Annotated in this window: 18 protein-coding genes and 1 pseudogene; 5 read left to right on the top strand and 14 right to left on the bottom strand. The window is 34.8% G+C overall.

All coding sequences use genetic code 11. The annotated features are described in order from the left end of the window. The first annotated feature begins 52 nt into the window (after window positions 1-52). Both JL102_RS00005 and JL102_RS00010 read left to right on the top strand, forming a co-directional pair. The gene (locus JL102_RS00005) at window positions 53-1,399 is read left to right on the top strand and encodes a hypothetical protein (protein ID WP_202241323.1); all 1,347 of its coding nucleotides are present in this window, start codon (window positions 53-55) and stop codon (window positions 1,397-1,399) included. A gap of 443 nt (window positions 1,400-1,842) precedes the next feature. Next, window positions 1,843-2,556, top strand: coding sequence for a M15 family metallopeptidase (locus tag JL102_RS00010; RefSeq protein ID WP_237390265.1), 714 nt, complete (start codon window positions 1,843-1,845; stop codon window positions 2,554-2,556). A gap of 29 nt (window positions 2,557-2,585) precedes the next feature. Here JL102_RS00010 and JL102_RS00015 read toward each other — a convergent pair whose 3' ends face one another. After that, window positions 2,586-3,092: a hypothetical protein gene (locus JL102_RS00015; RefSeq protein ID WP_202241325.1), complete on the bottom strand. Its 507-nt coding sequence runs from the start codon at window positions 3,090-3,092 to the stop codon at window positions 2,586-2,588. A gap of 261 nt (window positions 3,093-3,353) precedes the next feature. Between JL102_RS00015 and JL102_RS00020 the strand changes: the two genes are divergently transcribed. Continuing rightward, window positions 3,354-4,112 carry an O-methyltransferase gene (locus tag JL102_RS00020; protein ID WP_202241327.1) on the top strand — a complete coding sequence of 253 codons (759 nt, stop codon included), beginning with the start codon at window positions 3,354-3,356 and terminating at the stop codon, window positions 4,110-4,112. Here the strand turns inward: JL102_RS00020 and JL102_RS00025 are convergent. Then, entirely contained in the window at window positions 4,109-4,642 is a 534-nt protein-coding gene (locus JL102_RS00025) for an HD domain-containing protein (RefSeq protein ID WP_202241329.1), read from the bottom strand. The genes JL102_RS00020 and JL102_RS00025 overlap by 4 nt on opposite strands. Then, the gene (locus JL102_RS00030) at window positions 4,639-5,190 is read right to left on the bottom strand and encodes an RNA 2'-phosphotransferase (protein ID WP_202241331.1); all 552 of its coding nucleotides are present in this window, start codon (window positions 5,188-5,190) and stop codon (window positions 4,639-4,641) included. The genes JL102_RS00025 and JL102_RS00030 overlap by 4 nt, the downstream gene beginning before the upstream one ends. A 130-nt stretch (window positions 5,191-5,320) precedes the next feature. Here JL102_RS00030 and JL102_RS00035 point away from each other — a divergent pair, with 130 nt between their 5' ends. Beyond that, window positions 5,321-5,791, top strand: coding sequence for a DinB family protein (locus JL102_RS00035; protein WP_202241333.1), 471 nt, complete (start codon window positions 5,321-5,323; stop codon window positions 5,789-5,791). An 8-nt stretch (window positions 5,792-5,799) separates the two neighbouring features. Here JL102_RS00035 and JL102_RS00040 read toward each other — a convergent pair whose 3' ends face one another. The 3 genes from JL102_RS00040 to JL102_RS00050 all read right to left on the bottom strand — a co-directional run bounded on the left by JL102_RS00040 (window position 5,800) and on the right by JL102_RS00050 (window position 8,227). Beyond that, on the bottom strand, window positions 5,800-6,516 hold the full coding sequence (locus JL102_RS00040) for a hypothetical protein (protein ID WP_202241335.1): 717 nt from the start codon (window positions 6,514-6,516) through the stop codon (window positions 5,800-5,802). 347 nt (window positions 6,517-6,863) lie between these two features. Further along, window positions 6,864-7,955 carry a TlpA family protein disulfide reductase gene (locus tag JL102_RS00045; protein WP_202241337.1) on the bottom strand — a complete coding sequence of 364 codons (1,092 nt, stop codon included), beginning with the start codon at window positions 7,953-7,955 and terminating at the stop codon, window positions 6,864-6,866. A gap of 23 nt (window positions 7,956-7,978) precedes the next feature. After that, window positions 7,979-8,227, bottom strand: coding sequence for a hypothetical protein (locus tag JL102_RS00050; RefSeq protein WP_202241339.1), 249 nt, complete (start codon window positions 8,225-8,227; stop codon window positions 7,979-7,981). Between the two features lie 236 nt (window positions 8,228-8,463). Here JL102_RS00050 and JL102_RS00055 point away from each other — a divergent pair, with 236 nt between their 5' ends. Next, window positions 8,464-9,084: an HD domain-containing protein gene (locus JL102_RS00055; protein WP_202241341.1), complete on the top strand. Its 621-nt coding sequence runs from the start codon at window positions 8,464-8,466 to the stop codon at window positions 9,082-9,084. A gap of 60 nt (window positions 9,085-9,144) precedes the next feature. Here the strand turns inward: JL102_RS00055 and JL102_RS00060 are convergent, their stop codons facing one another. The 8 genes and pseudogenes from JL102_RS00060 to JL102_RS00090 all read right to left on the bottom strand — a co-directional run bounded on the left by JL102_RS00060 (window position 9,145) and on the right by JL102_RS00090 (window position 13,501). Next, a complete protein-coding gene (locus JL102_RS00060) occupies window positions 9,145-9,303 on the bottom strand; it encodes a hypothetical protein (RefSeq protein ID WP_202241343.1) in 159 nt (52 codons plus the stop codon). A 169-nt stretch (window positions 9,304-9,472) separates the two neighbouring features. Then, the gene (locus JL102_RS00065; protein ID WP_262896840.1) at window positions 9,473-9,853 is read right to left on the bottom strand and encodes a TetR family transcriptional regulator C-terminal domain-containing protein; all 381 of its coding nucleotides are present in this window, start codon (window positions 9,851-9,853) and stop codon (window positions 9,473-9,475) included. Between the two features lie 39 nt (window positions 9,854-9,892). Beyond that, window positions 9,893-9,985: pseudogene (locus JL102_RS23730) on the bottom strand (TetR family transcriptional regulator); the annotation flags it as partial. Between the two features lie 427 nt (window positions 9,986-10,412). Then, entirely contained in the window at window positions 10,413-10,766 is a 354-nt protein-coding gene (locus JL102_RS00070; RefSeq protein WP_202241345.1) for a DUF4260 domain-containing protein, read from the bottom strand. A gap of 61 nt (window positions 10,767-10,827) precedes the next feature. Further along, complete coding sequence (locus JL102_RS00075; protein WP_202241347.1) at window positions 10,828-11,400, bottom strand: Crp/Fnr family transcriptional regulator; 573 nt, start codon at window positions 11,398-11,400, stop codon at window positions 10,828-10,830. Between the two features lie 11 nt (window positions 11,401-11,411). Next, complete coding sequence (locus tag JL102_RS00080; protein ID WP_202241349.1) at window positions 11,412-11,864, bottom strand: hypothetical protein; 453 nt, start codon at window positions 11,862-11,864, stop codon at window positions 11,412-11,414. Then, entirely contained in the window at window positions 11,857-12,813 is a 957-nt protein-coding gene (locus JL102_RS00085; protein ID WP_202241350.1) for an ADP-ribosylglycohydrolase family protein, read from the bottom strand. Before JL102_RS00085 ends, JL102_RS00080 begins: the two co-directional genes overlap by 8 nt. A 232-nt stretch (window positions 12,814-13,045) precedes the next feature. Then, a complete protein-coding gene (locus tag JL102_RS00090) occupies window positions 13,046-13,501 on the bottom strand; it encodes a hypothetical protein (protein ID WP_202241352.1) in 456 nt (151 codons plus the stop codon). Between the last annotated feature and the right edge of the window lie 69 nt (window positions 13,502-13,570).

Genomic DNA, 13,570 nt, shown 5'->3' on the forward strand with positions numbered 1-13,570 from the left:
GTAAATTTAAGTTTCTTTTTTGAACTTAAACTGTTGACCTAATTTTTGGGGTATGATCATTGTAATGCTATTATGCACACAAACAAAAGCTCAAAAACTAAAAACGGATAAGATATCTTTTGAGTACAATAAATATCCAGAAGTCTTTATTCCTGAGGTTTACAAATCCTTTATTATTGAGCCAAGAGGCAATATTTTCAAGAAAAAATATATAATATCAAAAGCCCGTGAAATGCCCATCAATGGATTAGAAAAGGCAAATAAAACCGAAGATGCTGATTTGATCATTGAGTTGTATACTAGTGGTGATTTAAAAATTTTAAGTGAGCAAACAGTAAGTGACGGAACTTCAGTTAGGAAGCAAATTAAATTTCAGTTTCCTTTAAAAGCCTATTTATACAACAACAAAGAAAAAAAGTCTTTCTTAAGATCTGATGAAATTATACATAAAGAAGATACTGTAGTGTATCTATCTTCAACTTATACGAATGAAGCAAATATGAAATTTCTTACTGATGATGATGATCATAAAAGAGGCGTATACAATAAAATTTTAAAAGAGATTGCGATTTATTTAGAAAAGTTTCAATCTATCCAAAATAAAGAATATTGGTACCTATTTAGCGCTAAAGGCAAAAAATTAAACTATGATGAAATAAAAAATGCATTAGATATTGTAGATGATGTATTTTCATCACCCATTAACAAATCATTAGATTCAAAAAATATTGAAAAAATTAGAACCTCAATTTCTGTTTTTGAAAAAGAACTGAGCCAAGCAGATACCCTTGATGACAAAGCGCGCATCAACAAAGAAATCGCATCAGGCTTAAATTATAACCTTGCTTTTTGTTATACCTGGGCCAATGAATTTGATAAGGCATGGTATCACCTGGCTAAAGTTACAATGATTGAAGAATCATATAAAAATGAACTGAGCAAGTTTATGGACCAGTATCAAAACCGATTTTTGCATAATAATCAGAATATTAATCTATTTAATGAATTGCAAGGCAAGTGGCAGCTGATTGATATTGTGGGTGGACCATATGATCTAAATAAAGATGGTAGCAACTCCAGTAAATTACTAAATGATGAGTTACCTGATTGTTATAAATCTATTTTTATTGTCTTTTCAGCTAACCAGATGGGCAAGTTTAATAGCCCTGTGAGTAATTGCCAATTAAGTGAATTGGATATTTACTGGAAGGTTAAAAGAAACCCATCTTTTTCGGATATTCTACTTGGCTGGAGTGAAGAAGTTAATGAAAGGTATATTGATGAATATAGAATGATTACGCATATAAGTAATAAAAAATTAATCTTACATGGATATGCAAGATTAGATCCAAGTTCAGATACCACTAATGAAATAGATTTAGTATTTACAAAAGAATAAATGGCTTATCCTTAGCCAGCAATGATTCAAAATAAAATAGGGACTTCTCAAATAAAGCACAGGTCCCTATTTTATTAATTAATCGGCACCTTCCCTTACCGTTGACGACTTAGCACATTTAATACCGTTTTGAGTTTCTTTCTCGAACTTCAATTAACAAAACTCTTATTTAAAGTCCAGTTATACTCAAGCCTACGACTTCCTAAAGTCGTTATTTTAGCCTTTACTTGTTCTTAAGATTCTATAATTTTATGAAATGCCTGGTTTAAAATTGAGCCTGACTGCAGTTATCCACAACAATCATTCACAGGTGCTCTGTAGATCTCAACCATCAATTTGACTGGCGCTACTGCATCAATAGAATTAAAAGTATCTACCCCCTTTTACTCTATCCATTTTCTTTTCTAATGTTCTTGCTATAATTTGCTGGCAATAAATATACTATGACTTACAATAACTTAATATTCATCATCCTTGTCTTCTCTCTTATTTCCTGCGGTACTCCCAAAAAGGAAGCAGCAAAAACATATGAACTTCTCACTAATACAGACTCTATGACTAATGGCGAAGAGGCTGAAGTAATTCAAACGCCAAAAGAACCGATTTCAGACACTGCCTTTGTGGTGCTTAATGATTATGCCAGCGGCTTTTTTTATGATATGAAATATGCTACTGAAGATAATTTTCTTAAAAAGGCTGTTTATGATTGTCCTGAATGCATGATCAGAAAAGAGGTGGCAGATGGTCTGATACAGGTAAATGATTCTCTCGCCAAGATAGGTTATCATATCAAGTTTTTTGATTGCTACCGCCCACTTGATGTTCAAAAGGCTATGTGGGAAATATATCCTAACGCTAAGTATGTGGCTAACCCTTACACCACCGGATCTATCCACAACAAGGGTGGAGCTGTTGATATCACCTTGGTTGATAACCAGGGAAATGAATTAGATATGGGTACCGACTTTGACTTCTTTGGTGAAGAAGCCCATCATGCTTATCAGCAACTTCCTGATACAGTATTGAATAATAGAAAACTATTAAAATCTACCATGGAGGCCTTTGGTTTCAACGCCATAAGAACTGAATGGTGGCATTATAACTACACTGGTAGCAGTGGTTATAAGGTGTCGAATTTTAAAACGGAGTGTGATTGAAGAATTATTTTCAATGACTTTATGCCATGCTATTTTGCTTTAACTAATAGCTCTTTTAATTCATGCCCAACTTTAAGAAATGAATTTGCCTCAAAAGGACTACTAAACATAGGCTCAACTTTTTCTATTATCTCTATCAACTTACCATTATTGAAATAATACCTGCCTTCATATTTTAATATGAGTTTAGAATAGTTAAGTCCAGTTAGTTCACCAGAATCATCATATTTATCATCAAAACGGCTTTCTATTCTATAGGAAAAGAATATTCTACCTGCTTTACTATAATAATCCGTCACTCTTACACCATAAGAAAGGCCTATTCTTTCAGTAAATTTCACTAGGTCTGCATTTTCAAAATAGCCTTTTAGTTCACCGCCTCCATCTGTTACATGATCCAAAAAATCTTCACTATCTATCACTATTTCCTTTAAATCTGTAATACTGTTAACTCTCTGAAACTCCGATCTTAGGTTTTGAATGTGCTCTTCCTTAGTTTGTCCACTTGCTAAAGACCCATAGCAGATAAAAATCAAGGATATTATGAATGATAATCGATTGATGCTTAAAATATCATTTTCACTTCAATAGGCTCTCGAAAGTAAGTAAATCCTAGTTTATTATTGATGCAAAAGTTAATAACATATAACCAACCTTAGGTATTGATCTCAAGAACAGACATGGTTAACTTTAATAAAGACAGTAGCTATTATGATGGTTGTATTTTTTAAAATACAATTCTAAAAAATTATATAAGCAGTAAAATTTCTTTGTTCTATAGATAAATGGCATTTAACATGATTATTAACTTCAAACACATAATTAAGCCCTATGTGGCCAATTACCGTCCGCGCAAATTGGAAGTTCAGTGGGCGAAGAAAAGTGATAATTCCTGGTTAGAGGACCTTCTTCCAAATGGTTTTACAGAACCAAAGCCTAGCGATTACAGCCTTAAAATAGAAAGGTATGCTCAGCTTACTAATCAAAAAGGGCCTCAACCTATATGGGAAGGCTACAAGCAAAATAATAAAGGTTTACCAACCAGGTGCTCTAATGACGTACGTACTGAAGCTACTATTGGCAGATTCTTCACTTACTTGGTAGAAGAAAAAAAACCAAATACTATAGTAGAAATTGGTACGGCTTTCGGGGTTTCAGGCATGTATTTCTTAGCTGGTCTCAATAAAAACAACCACGGCAAGTTATTAACCTTCGATCCGAATAAGGTATGGACTGACTTGGCTCGTGAAAACCTAAGTAAGATTAGCGATCGGTTTGAGCTAACAGTAGGTACTTTTGAAGATCACATCGATGCAAAACTTAGCAAAAATGAATGTATAGATATCGCCTTTATTGACGCCATCCACACCAAGCAATTTGTAGTTCCTCAGCTAGAGTTAGTACTGAGCAGGGCAAAAAAAGGATCCATAATTATTCTCGACGACATTAACTTCTCAGAAAACATGAGTTCATGCTGGCATGAAATTTCTCTAGATCCTAGGTTTATCTGCAGTGCTAAACTAAACAATCGAGTAGGATTGGTAGAAGTAGGCTAAAGATAATTTTGATATTCCTTTATCTTAACAGCAAGTCTATTATTAAGGTATTCGTTTTTATCGCTCAACACTTCATTGATCAATTGAGCTTCTGCTAAGTAGCCATTGATTTTGTCGCTACTCCAGTGGCCCGGTGGCTTTTGTAGATTGGTAATTCTATCTGCCAACTTCACCAGGCCTACTTCTCTACCTAATTGGGAAACACGCAGTAGACTATCCTCCATCCTTTCTTTTTTTGATGATAAATCTGCATTTTTTGTCAATGCTTGTACTCCTTGGGCTACCTTATCACCAAACTCTTGTACAAGCTCTTGATAAGTCGTTTCAGTATCTTCCAGTGTATCATGCAAAATAGCTACCTGAATAGCCAATGTCAGATCAAAATTACCATTGTAATGATAGGCCATTATTACCTCCATAGCCACATTAGAAATATGCAATAGATAATTAGCTTCCGTACCAGGCACCTTTTGAGCACTATGCTTCTCTCCGGCAAACTTCATTGCCCTTTGATATATTTCCTGAATCATAAATCTTTAAAATCAATATATTTTGGTGGAACATAGTCTGTTAGCCACACACCATTTTCTGATTGGTAAAACAACAATCCATCTTTATACATTAGATCAGTATTTACAGTAAGCACCGTAGCCTTTCCGTAACGGCTGCCCACCTGCATGGCCACATCCGTTTGAGCAGAGAGGTGTACATGGTGTCTCTCTCCTTTTAAAAGACCTTTTTCTTTAATAGAATCTATATTGCGGATAGCAGTACCATGATATAATAAAACCGGTGGTTCCTTCTGTTCTAAGCCTAAATCTACCTGAAGTGAATGCCCTTGATTAGCTCTAATCTTTTGTTTATCACTGGAAAATACAAATCGTTTTTTATCATTATTATCCACAATTTCGGTGAGTTTATCCACATCCAACGCAATAGAGTGACTATTACACTTTTCAATTAACTCCTCTACCATAGCCCAGCCTGCATTATCCAGTTTTAAGTCAATCTGCTCTGGCTTATGCCTGAGCACCAGGCTCAAAAATTTCGATATTCTTTTTGCTTCTTTCGAATCCATCTTCTATTAATATTATTATCAACAATCATAAATAATAATACCCACCTGAGCATAGTTACACTATTAAATTATTCCAAAAAATAGGAATATCATTTAAAAGCCATAACTTCCATAATAATCACATCAACCTATGAACCTAAAAAAACACCTCATTGACTTATTCCTATTCAATGATAGTACTAATAAACAGCTCCTAAAAAAAATTAATGAATTAGATGAAAAGCAAGAAAGTATAAAGCTTTTTAGCCACCTTATTAATTGCCAGTATAAATGGAAAGCCAGACTAGATCAATACCATGATGTGCAATCTATGAGCTGGTGGGAGCCAATATATAGCTTCCACGAGCTAGAAGAAGAATGGAACAAAAGCCTACAACCCTGGCTCACCTATATAGAACAAAACGATGAAATTGCTTTAAGAAAAGAAGTGAGTTTTTACGGGCAGGATGATACCCCTTGGGCAGCAGAGCCAAAAGATATCATTCTGCAGCTCAATTTTCATTCTATACATCATAGAGCACAAATTCAGACTATTATTAGACAACAGGGCCTTATTCCTGATTTCATAGATTATATAGGAACTAAGTTTCGAAAGCTTTGAAGAGGTAATTATATAAGAATATCCTCAAATTCCCATTCGAAGGGTTTTTTTAATGATTTTATTGAAGGAAGCGTTTCCAGTTCAAAAGTCTTTAACTCCTTTGTTTCTTCCTCCTTGTCTGTTTTTTCATTATGGGTGATTCTAATGATACTCATTTTTCGAGTAGAAAAATTTATGCTATAGTCTGTGGAATTCATACTAGCCCGATGCATCTCACTACACTCATAGCCTATCAGCTCAAAACGCTGATGCTGATACCGGAATTTATATTGATGATTAGACATATACCAGCTACCGGCACTGTACCAAAAATGAAAGTCTATTTGCAAGACGCCATTACTTAAAATGCTTATGCCATCAAAAGGGTCATCCATGGTAGGAAATTCTCTAATAAGAATGAACTCATTAGATTGTAATTGTTTCTGATAGCCTCCACCCTTTTGACCAAAATATATACCCAGCACTCTTGGATTATGATCCACAGTATCTACTCCTAAGCCATCATTAATTTTTAGGTTTTTCTTATCCGTATTTTGAATAACGAAAGCCAAGTCTTCAACACCATCCTTATTGAGATCACCTTTAGCCTCCGCAATCACCTTCCAGTTCTTAAAAGTAAGGTCATTTACATCTTTGCCAAATGGTTTTAATTCTGGAATACCCGACTGTGCTTGAGCACAAAATCCTGTGATTAATAAAATCGCTGTAGTTATTAGTTTATTCATTATTAACTGTTACCAAAGTAAAGCGCCAAAGATAAGGCCTTGATTCTTAAAAGCTTCTGTTAAATGAATAAATAGATTATCAATTCGTAACAATCGTCTACCCTTCGAGAACCTCAGGCTGACTTTGGATTAGTTAACAGTTTCCATACTAGGTCATGCTGAGGAAACTCGAAGCAGAGACCAGCTTCATGGAAATTCATATTCACTATCTCCTCTTTCCTATTATTCTGCATTAGCTATTCCTAAGCCTGTGGAAAGTCTACCCTTCGAGAATCTCAGGCTGACTTTGATTCTGTTAATATTACGCGAGACGAGGTCAGTTATTAGAATAAGAAAAGGCTATACACTTACAGTTTAGTAAGTTCATGGTCAACCATCTCTTCTATCGCCATTGAAGGTTCACCCAAATTGGCATTAATTATCTTACCTTCAGGGTCAATTAATATGTATTTTGGAAGTGACTTAACATTATAGTTATTGCTAAAATCTGAATCAAAGGCATTGGGAACATACAACTCTCCACTTTTATCTAGATCTTCATTTTTAGTTAAATGCTTTATCCAACTTTCTCTATTGTCATCAAGTGAAATTCTTAATATTTCAACATTAGGTTGATACTTATACTTATCGGCCATTTCCAGTACTCGTGGCCTTTGCATTAGGCATGGTCCACACCAAGTTGCCCATGAATCGATAAACACTAGTTTTCCTTTTAATTCTGATAACTTTATTTTAGTACTATCTACCCGCTCGGCAGTAAAGTTATAAGCATCAACCCCACTTTGAGCAGCGTAAAATGACTCTGCAGGTGCTTTAATCAAATCGAAATACTTATTCGATTTTTCACTTTGTACTATCTCCTTTAGCGTCTTTGTATTAAGGAGTTTTTCATGTTTTGGCCAATAATCTGGCGAACTAATTATCCCTTCAATATATTTCACTTTCAAAAAGTCAGAAAGATCTGGATTGTCTGTCTCGGTAGCTATATAATCTAAAAAGTCCTGGTTACTCTTTATTGAGTCATTTTTAAGAAGATAGGTTATCTCATGCTTATAAAGTAGGTTTATGTAGAGTGTCTTGGCCAGTCCGTTGTTATTATCAATATCTTTTATGAAAGAGTAAAATTCATGTTCAACTGGATATTGCTTTACTATTCGACCTAAATAAAATAAAAAGGAATTGATTCTTGCGGTGTTTTGAAATATTAGAAGATCTTTCTCCTTGTTGGTCAGCATATCGGCATAATTTTCTATCTGTTTTCTTCTTAGGTTTTCAATATTTCTAAAAAATGATAGTAAAGTATCTGGCTCATAGTTACCAAAAATGAAAGCAGTATTTTTACCGATGTATTCATTGTTACTTTTCCATAAATAGTTAAGTAATGAATCTCCCAAATGATTGGTTTGAATGGTAGAATCTTCAGCAATCATTATATCCATAACCTTACCAGGATAAAGAATAGTTAAATAGCTTTTTTCTCATCCTTAGTCTTGATATTGCCTATGGTGGTATAGCTCACTTTTGCATTTATAGGTTTTGCATTAGCCTGGTTTATTCCTGCCTTCACCATCAGCAGTTCTTTACTCAGTTCATGGATATAAATACTGTCAATATCATCATTTTCAGAAGATATATTTATTGAAAAAGTGCGCTCAGATTCGCAGGCCATGATAATGCTAAGTAGACAGAAGATTAAGAGTAGATTTTTCATAGGTTTGGTATATAAGGAGATATAATCAATTGCAACGAAGTGTTCATTGTTATTTAAAACATTGATCAATCTAATTCATTGATCAATCTAATTCATTAATCAAAATATAATAATTTTTTAATATATTTTATTGATTTTAAGGGTAGAGATTAAAAATAATTATCAATCTTATTGGTAAGCATTACGCATAGATTTACTTTAATAACTATAGTATAATAGATAAATAGCACTGTAAAATGGAAATGTTGAAAGCACTGTTTACAAAACTGGCTTTTAAGTACACTGAAGATCTCAGGTTAATTAATCAATTTTGGGAGGAAATAGAAGTCGGGTATTCGAGTCCTTTCAGACATTATCATAATCTGAATCACTTGAAATACATGCTAAATAAAATGACTGAATACTGTGGTCATCTCAATGATACAGGTCCCATCATATTCTCAATTTTTTATCATGACATGGTTTATGACGTTAAAAGCTCCTGTAACGAGGAAGAAAGTGCATCTTTTGCAAAAAACAGGCTTAAGGAAATGAAAGTGCCAGAAGCTATTATTAAAAAATGCGAGCATCAGATTATCTCTACCAACAAGCATCAATTAGATGATGATAGCGATACTAATTTCTTAATTGATTTTGATCTCGCCATTCTTGGAAAAACACCGCATAAATATAAAGAGTATACACAGCAAATTAGAAAGGAGTATATAATCTATCCTGATGCAGTATATAACAGCGGAAGGAAAAAGGTAATTGAACACTTTCTGGATATGAAGAATATCTTTAAAACCAGTGAATTTCAATTGACATTTGAGAAACAGGCCAAAAAGAATCTAAAAGCTGAATGGCTGACGTTATGAAGTATTAATCAACAATGCTTCGCTGAGGGCGAAACATTGTTTTCTTGAATCTATTAACACTTATACTGTTTTTAACACTCCTGAATCAGCTCTTAACGAAGCTCCGTTAGTAGCTACTGATAGCGGACTAGAGAGATAAACGGCCAGATTAGCAATTTCTGTTGGTTGAATAATCGCATTTTGCATTTGCTCACTACTGAGATTCTGTTCCTCTGCCATTTGTTCTACTACTGAAGCTACACCATCAGAATATGTAGGGCCACCAACTGTTTGGCTATAGCAAAGCCGAGTCCTTGGGTAGAGCCGCTTGTGAAGGCTTTCTTTCCTGGTAGTCCTAAATTCATACTTTAATTTATATAATGATTATTAAATAAATAGTCAAAAAAATTTATTGTAAGATCTGCAGTTGTAATTCTATCTGCTGATGAAGAATATTCCTATCCGGATATATCCTCCTCGAAGAATTGATTCCGCACCATAAGGTAATCAAGTGCTTACCGAGTACATCCGCAGAAATGGCAGATTGAAGATTTCCTTTTCTCTGCTCTGAAATTATAGTGTTAGTATAAAGTGCCTCAGTATCCTTAAGTATTTGTGCGGCTTCCTTTTCAAGATCTTCATCAACAAAGGTCATTTCTACAATAGTATTAGCAACAATACATCCCTTCTTGTGAGACTTTTCACCTTCGTCGGCTATTCCCAGAAAGAAATTCTTTATTAATTCTATCGGTTGCTCACTGCGTTCCAGTAGCTCTTTAAACTGGTTCAAGTCCTCACGCCTCTGAAGAAGAGACCTTCTAAATAGTTCCTTTTTGCCTCCTTTGAAATTATTATATAAGCTGCCAGCACCCGCGCCAGTACTCTGGCTTAAATCTGCCATTGCAGTAGCACTATAACCCCTCTGGCAAAATACTTGCTAAGCACTTAGAATTATCTCCTGATTATTATGAATAATTGGTCTTCCTTTCATGTTATTGTAATGTTCGTTACAATAATGCAGAAAAGTGGGATTCTGGACAAGTTCGTCATTTATTGTTCTTATTTCTTACTAACTAGATACGTGGACTTTAGGCTGCTTTAGCCAAAATAGCGCGAGTATATACGATCCATTTTTAGATTTATTTCGTCATGAAAGGCGTATTTTCTATTTACTTCTCTGCTCAACCAATTCATAGATTGTTCCTAACGACGGTAGAGCAAGATGAAACCACAGTCTAGTTACACTGAGACGCATCGAAGTTTAGACGATCAGTTCAGATTCATTGTTTAATTACGCCTCAACTGTTTTCCTTTATCATAACACTTATTATTAAGTATTACACAAATACTCACTTCTTGCCCATGGTTCCTAAATGGGTGTGCTTAAAACTATCAGTGTACTTAAGGCCATAACCTAACATTCTATCAAATGAAATATGAGCAAATATGATAATGGCAATTAACAATCCCGTTTGGCTGCCAATTGAGAAACTTACTATCGCCATCAAGACTGCTACTAATCTATGATGGCAAATATTATAGGTTATTGCCCCTATCTTAGTGTTAACTGCATAACCTAACATTCCAATATCAGGAACAAACAAGAGCAAGGGAAACCACCACCAAGCTATATCCAATTGAGCAAATAAAACCATGCACAGGCCAAAAACAGCCGCTTCTTCTAATTTCAATGTAGTTTTCATAATTATATCTATTATCTACTACAAAGATCTCTACAAGAAAACCAAAGCTACTTGACATATATCAAGAATTAGCCTTCTTTCTTATTCGACTGAGGGTTTCTGGTGACATGCCCAGCATTGAAGCGATATACTGTAATGGCACCTGATTAAAAAGCTCTTTGTTATGCTCAAAATAATATTCATATCGTTCTTCGGCTGTCATGGATAGATGTCTATATATGCGCTGCTCCATCATAATGAAACATTTAATGATAAAGCCTTTTTCTATCTCATGCCATTTGGGTACCCATTCACCCAATAATTTATAGTCATGTTTAGAGATGTAAGAGATTTCGGTATCAACTAAAGCTTGAATAGTAAGCTCAGACTTAGCTTCAGTAACGAAGCTTGAAAGATCACCGGAAAAATAGCCTGAAGTGGATATCCATTGAGTTATATCTTTTTCCGGAGTAGCTACAAACTGCCTTAATAAACCCTCATGCACAAAGCTTAGCCTTTCACATACCTTACCCGTTTGCAATAGATAATCTCCCTTCTTCATGGTTGTATGTTTAAAAAGTGAGACAATAGTTTTTAAATCTGTCTCAGGTATCTCTCCAAAAAAAGTAGTGATATATTTCTCAAGTGCGGTCATAGTTATTCGCTTTAAGGCTTTTCGTGATAATACTTCTTTTTCAAGTCTTCTACCTTATGGCAGTCACAGCCATAAACATAGGTGCGATAAACAGGTTCATTAGGGCCATAATATGGAATTTCATCCTGGTGAAATGTAATGCCGCGCTTTCGTAATTGTTCAGCTAATGTTTTTGAGTCACTTTCAATCCAAGTGAAACCAATACAATGGCTTTTGGCCCATTGATCAGCAGTAATTTGCTTAAAAGCGTAGGCAACCACTTCTTCTTCATTATCAAACTCCTTTATTATGCTCTTTTGCCCTCGCTCCGTATAATACCATTGATATTTTCCGGCTGCCTGCTTTATTCCGAAACCCTCATAAATAATATTACCATTAATGCTATAACTATTGAAATTATAGCAATTGGCTTCCATCCAAAGTGCCAGCTGTGCCTGCGTTTTGGGAGAATGAATGTCAGCCATTTTTCATATTGAGGCTATGATAAAAATCGGCACAAAGCTTTTCTATGTCTGTCACCCTAGCTAAACCCGCTTTCCAATTGTCGGGGATATTATTTAGACCATAATACAAACCAGCCAATCCTCCATTAATAGCAGCGGTAGTATCAGTATCTCCACCAAGGTTCACCGCTTTTAGCACAGATTCTACATAAGAGTCAGTAGTGAGCAAACACCATATTGAACTTTCTAACGAATGCAAAACATATCCTTCTGAAGCTATTTGTTCTGCTGGCAAATGCGTTATATCCAAATTCAAAACCCGATCAAATAACCTGACCTCTTCCTGATTAAAATTCTTGGTTGCTATAAAAGCCTTTACATGATCAGCGGCCTTTTGTAAGGCTTTGTGTTTATCGTCAGTCATTAACTGAATGCCATATTCAACAAATATGAAGCACGACATTACCGATCTGAAATGAGCATGCGTAATAGAAGAGACCTGCTTAATGATTTCATACCTTTTCGCCCTGTCTGGCTCATTTTGTAAATAAAAAACCAAGGGCAAAATCCTCATCAAAGAACCATTTCCATTACTTTCAGGAAAGAAATCCCCGCTGTAATAAGCACTTTCACCATTTACTATTCTATCTAAACTATATCTGGTCGTTCCGCCAATATCAAAAAGCTCATGTCTGGCTCCCCAATAGCCTTCTTTATACCATTTTACAAATCGCTTGGCCATGTCTTCTATATCGAAACCAAGACACAAGCTCTCAGCGGTACAAAACATCATAGAGCTATCATCAGAAAAAGTGCCGGGAGGCTGATTCCAGCACATATACCCCATATAATCTTTCACAGGATTTTTAGCCAAGTGTTCTCTACTACTAAACTCTACCGGTACCCCAAGTGCATCACCTATAGCCTGACCCAAAAAGGCCGATTTTATCTTTTCTAATTCGTTCTCCATTTATGCAGAGTTAATCAACTTTAATACAAATCTATTATCACAAATATGTAGAATAACTATTGAGAAAGTAAATGAGTAGAGTGAAGAGAAGTTATTTGAAATTATAAGTAGACTTTAGCTTTTGAATATCTACAGCATACTCATATTTATCCATTTTATACCTTCCACTAAAACTAAACTGTATGGGTTTAGAAAAATTCACCTCCTTAATCAACTTATAGCTCAGTAAATCCTAATCACCGAGGTATGTTTCAATATCAGAATAGCTATGTCTGTTAAAAGCATCAATCAAATCTGTATGATGAATCCTTAAAATGGCATCAATCTGAGGAATAGGAGTTTCAGAATCCTGCTCAATAAAGAATAACAACATGTTTTTTCCTTCAGAAGTTAGTAGAATTGGCCAGGTAAAATCCCGCGACATGTGATCCGGATCGATTATCAATTGCTTTTTAATAAATGCCGTTTCTAATGGTAATGAATCGCATAACCAATAAGCCATGATGAGTAATTCATCATTTTTCGTTAAATCTTCACTAAGATTATAGGAAGTGATATTAAACAAGAGAGAATCTTTGCTAATATATGGTGTATCTACATCACTAACATGTTTAGAAACACTAGCCGTTTTCACAGCTGAGCTGCAAGAAATTAAGGTGATAATAAGTATGAAGAAGGATTTAGTCATGATGAGGTTTTAGCGCTGTTTTAGGATAAGGTAAAATTCTATTACCGCAATTGTTTACCATTTAAATTT

This window comes from Fulvivirga sediminis, from assembly GCF_016757215.1.
Classification (GTDB): Bacteria; Bacteroidota; Bacteroidia; order Cytophagales; family Cyclobacteriaceae; genus Fulvivirga; species Fulvivirga sediminis.